At 37.6% G+C, this 3,781-nt stretch carries 5 protein-coding genes and 1 pseudogene; 2 read left to right on the forward strand and 4 right to left on the reverse strand.

The window, feature by feature from the left end; genetic code table 11:
• Positions 1–47: 47 nt before the first annotated feature.
• From AFK68_RS06560 to AFK68_RS41155, 4 genes and pseudogenes are all read right to left on the reverse strand, one after another.
• The gene (locus tag AFK68_RS06560; RefSeq protein WP_094672074.1) at positions 48–1,142 is read right to left on the reverse strand and encodes an ArsA family ATPase; all 1,095 of its coding nucleotides are present in this window, start codon (positions 1,140–1,142) and stop codon (positions 48–50) included.
• 54 nt (positions 1,143–1,196) lie between these two features.
• Entirely contained in the window at positions 1,197–1,319 is a 123-nt protein-coding gene (locus AFK68_RS43330) for a hypothetical protein (RefSeq protein WP_256386503.1), read from the reverse strand.
• Positions 1,320–1,666: 347 nt separating this feature from the next.
• A complete protein-coding gene (locus AFK68_RS44430) occupies positions 1,667–1,759 on the reverse strand; it encodes a cytochrome b6f subunit family protein (RefSeq protein WP_371357266.1) in 93 nt (30 codons plus the stop codon).
• 64 nt (positions 1,760–1,823) lie between these two features.
• Positions 1,824–1,969: pseudogene (locus AFK68_RS41155) on the reverse strand (cytochrome b6f subunit family protein); the annotation flags it as partial.
• 335 nt (positions 1,970–2,304) lie between these two features.
• Between AFK68_RS41155 and hisF the strand changes: the two are divergent.
• Both hisF and AFK68_RS06575 read left to right on the forward strand, forming a co-directional pair.
• The gene (gene hisF, locus AFK68_RS06570; RefSeq protein ID WP_094672075.1) at positions 2,305–3,075 is read left to right on the forward strand and encodes an imidazole glycerol phosphate synthase subunit HisF; all 771 of its coding nucleotides are present in this window, start codon (positions 2,305–2,307) and stop codon (positions 3,073–3,075) included.
• Between the two features lie 206 nt (positions 3,076–3,281).
• On the forward strand, positions 3,282–3,494 hold the full coding sequence (locus AFK68_RS06575; RefSeq protein WP_094672076.1) for a hypothetical protein: 213 nt from the start codon (positions 3,282–3,284) through the stop codon (positions 3,492–3,494).
• Positions 3,495–3,781 lie beyond the last annotated feature (287 nt).

The following is a 3,781-nucleotide window of genomic DNA, read 5'->3' on the forward strand; positions in this document are numbered from 1 at the left end:
CCACACTCCCCACACTCCCCACACCTCCTACAGTCCCTACTCCCTAATTAAAAAGAAATAATCAAATAATCATTTTGGAACTTTGCCCCAGTAACAGGTTTTCCACTCAGAGGTGGAGGAAGGAAAATATTTCTTCTCTGGTCTCCCGCTTCAATTGTCACCTCTGGTCCATATTGAGTAAGTCCAATTTGTTTTTTATCAAAACTAGGCAAAAATAAACTTACTTGACTTTTTTCAATATCTATGATAATAGGTTTAGGAGCCTTCACTGCTTGACTAAAATCTGGCAGAGCATCCATTATAGGTTGCCAATCTTCAGTAGAACGACGAGGAATAGAAGTTACAGATAATGGTGAAAATTCAGCACTAATATTATCTATCAAGTCTGCTTGATTGAGAATTACTCCCCCTACAGTAACATTAACTTGTTGGGCACTTCCCCATAAATATCTTGCCGTGGCGATCGCTGCCTTATCATTTGTAGTAACCAGATATGCTGCTACCCTATTTGGGTCAGCTATAGTAGATTTGGCATTATCTAAAAGTTCATTAATTTTCTCGGTCGGTTGAGAAAAATTATCCCCTGTCCAATCAACATTCAGAATAGCACTACTAATAGGTTGAACAAATGGAGAAATAGCTTTGTAAAGGTCTGAGTCGAGAATAACTTGACGGAAGCGACGAATATACCAACTCATAATTTCCGCCGAACCCAAAAGTCGTAAAGTCTCCTTATCTCCCGTACCATCGTAAATAATTACATCATATTCCCCACTAGCACTATATCCCCGCATAGTATTAATAGTCAAAATTCCTTCTACTCCTGGTAATACTCCCAGTTCTTGACCATATACCTTTTTAAAGAAGGGTGTACGGATATATTCAGCTTCTAATTTTTTCAGTTCTTCCCAACCGCTTTCTAGTAAACTTGCTGCCTGAATATTGACTGCTTTGAGATTCGACTCTATTTCTGTAGGTTGAGGACCAATATCAGCACCTAATATCAAGGATAATATTGAAGCAGGCTCTTGTCCCACAAATAGAACTTTTTTACCTTGGCTAGCGTATCGTTTAGCAGTGGCAAATGCAATAGTTGTTTTACCTGTGCCACCTTTACCCAAAAATGTATAAGTAATAGTCATTTCTTATTAGTTTCAAAAAAAAATTATATTTTTAAATAATTTAGTCTACTTTACTTAATCTTGATTAACCATTTCGTTTAGTCTTTTCCGAAAACCTCGTAAAGCAGGACTTCTACCAACCTCACCACTTTGAGTTAAAACTTCTGCCACCAACTCCTGAATTAGTAATTTTGGCAATGTGGAACTGGTGGAAACTTCTTGGTAATCTTCTCCTTAACATTTTTATGACTTACGCAAAGGTACTATCTATAGAGTTCAAAAACTATTACGTTATAGTTTTGAGCGCTATATATATGGTATTTGTGTAAGTCCTAATTTTGCTCAGAATAATTGCAGAAAAATCAAGGGACAATTCTTTCGACTACTACTCCCTACTCCCTACTCCCTACTCCCTACTCCCTACTCCCTACTCCCTAATCAAAAATTGAGCATTGGGTAGGAGTAAACTGAAAGTCAAGCAATACTCAAAGCCAGACTTTTTTTATAATTTACTCTCATACCCAATGCTCTACTTTTAGTATTCGTTAGGAAGCTGGTTCTATTTCATCTTCAAAAAACCAAGTGCCCATTTTTTCTTCAAATTCGACCCAGTAGCCAATTCCACTACCGTCTACCATTTTGAATTCTTTAATTGTACCAATGGGATTTTGCTTCAATCGATTGATTATATTGTTAGGTATNAATTCGACCCAGTAGCCAATTCCACTACCGTCTACCATTTTGAATTCTTTAATTGTACCAATGGGATTTTGCTTCAATCGATTGATTATATTGTTAGGTATCTTTTGTTTTATACCTTTTACTTTAACTTGTTGACCAATTTCCATTTTTGTTTACAGTGTTCTTCGAGTGGTATTAATCAATCCACAGTTTATCTGAAATTAGTGCTTCAGCACAGTTTTATCATACTAAGTCAAAAGTCAAAAGTCAAAAGTCAAAAGCTAAATATTGGTGCGACTGAGGGATCTATCTGTAGTACTGGGATTTTCTCCACTTATTTAACTATTTACATGATAGGGATGAAATTCGCTACATCTAAAATTTACTTAATTTTTGCCCCATAACAATCTCTTAGAACGACTAACTAGACTTAATTTTACCCATTAATTTCTACTGTAAAATCGGCCATAATATACTCTGCTATCTCAAGTAATTTATTTATATGCTGGCCAAAAGAATTTTACCTTGTCTTGATGTTAATGCAGGCCGAGTCGTCAAAGGTGTCAACTTTGTGAATCTTCAAGATGCTGGAGACCCTGTGGAACTAGCCCAGGTCTATAATGATGCTGGTGCTGATGAGTTGGTATTTCTAGATATTACGGCCACTCACGAAGACCGAGATACAATAATAGATGTGGTTTATCGCACTGCAGAGCGGGTTTTTATTCCTCTGACAGTGGGAGGCGGTATTCAATCCTTAGAAAATATTAAAAATTTATTAAGAGCCGGTGCAGATAAAGTAAGTATAAATTCAGCAGCAGTCCGTAACCCTGACTTTATTAATCAGGCCAGTGACCGTTTCGGAAATCAATGTATTGTAGTAGCTATTGATGCTCGTCGTCGTTCAGATCCAGATAACTTAGGATGGGATGTCTATGTGCGAGGTGGCCGAGAAAATACTGGCAAGGACGCGATCGCCTGGGCAATAGAAGTAGAAAAAAGAGGGGCCGGAGAGCTGCTTGTCACAAGTATGGATGCTGATGGAACCCAAGCTGGTTATGACTTAGAACTTACGAGGACTATAGCAGAAAGTGTTCAGATTCCTGTAATTGCTTCTGGGGGTGCGGGTAACTGCCAGCATATTTTTGAGGCTTTAACAGAGGGGAAAGCAGAAGCAGCATTGCTTGCTTCTTTACTACATTATGGTCAACTAAGTGTAGCAGAAATTAAAGATTATCTGGCTGGCCATCAAGTGCCTGTAAGACAAAGTTAATTTGACCTGGACTAAGAAGGAATGAGTTGGTTAGGACATAGACTGATGATGAACTTTACCCAGGGAAATGTTTTTCCTTCTGTTCCCTATTCCCTGTTCCCTGTTCCCTGCCATAAGTTGAATTTTAGATTTTCTTAGTAAGAATACTTAGATATATTTTTAAGAAATGTTGTTAGAATAAAAGACATTGTTACAAAACGTAACTTATGTTGGTCACGATTCTAATACTTGATGTTGCTTTAGTCGCTTGGGCTCTGCATTTGATGCAAGAGTCGTTCTATCATCGAGAATTTTCTCTGATGCTAGCAGGTATTTTAGTTGGTATATCTGCTGCAGCAATGATGGTGGTTTATTTTCTCATGGGTACTTGTATGACTCACTTAACTGAGATGTCTCAACATTCCTACACATATTTTTAAGCTTCTCATCAGGGTATGATGTTCCTTAACAAGGCCAGATACCCTGATATACCTGAAGTCAGAATTCAAAAGTCAGAAGGCGCGAAGTTAGATAGGGGAGCAGTCAGATTGTTAATGTAATGTATAGAAGTGAAATTCGCAGCACGGACTAAGTTTGAGATGCTTGAGAATGTTCTATAGAAGCCCTAAACGTATCTCCAGAAAATAGGTTGGAGGTAGAATTAATTGATAAAAAATAGGTAATAATTGATTTGATGATTGGATGAGTGGCAGATATCTAATACACC

It is taken from the genome of Hydrocoleum sp. CS-953 (genome assembly GCF_002260545.1).
Lineage (GTDB): Bacteria > Cyanobacteriota > Cyanobacteriia > Cyanobacteriales > Microcoleaceae > Trichodesmium.

What these genes read in the sequence shown, in the direction of transcription:
- AFK68_RS44430 (WP_371357266.1), bottom strand. Translation starts at nt 1,759, where the DNA reads ATGGTAGACGGTAGTGGAATTGGCTACTGGGTCGAATTTGAAGAAAAA.
- AFK68_RS06560 (WP_094672074.1), bottom strand. Translation starts at nt 1,142, where the DNA reads ATGACTATTACTTATACATTTTTGGGTAAAGGTGGCACAGGTAAAACA.
- hisF (WP_094672075.1), top strand. Translation starts at nt 2,305, where the DNA reads ATGCTGGCCAAAAGAATTTTACCTTGTCTTGATGTTAATGCAGGCCGA.
- AFK68_RS06575 (WP_094672076.1), top strand. Translation starts at nt 3,282, where the DNA reads ATGTTGGTCACGATTCTAATACTTGATGTTGCTTTAGTCGCTTGGGCT.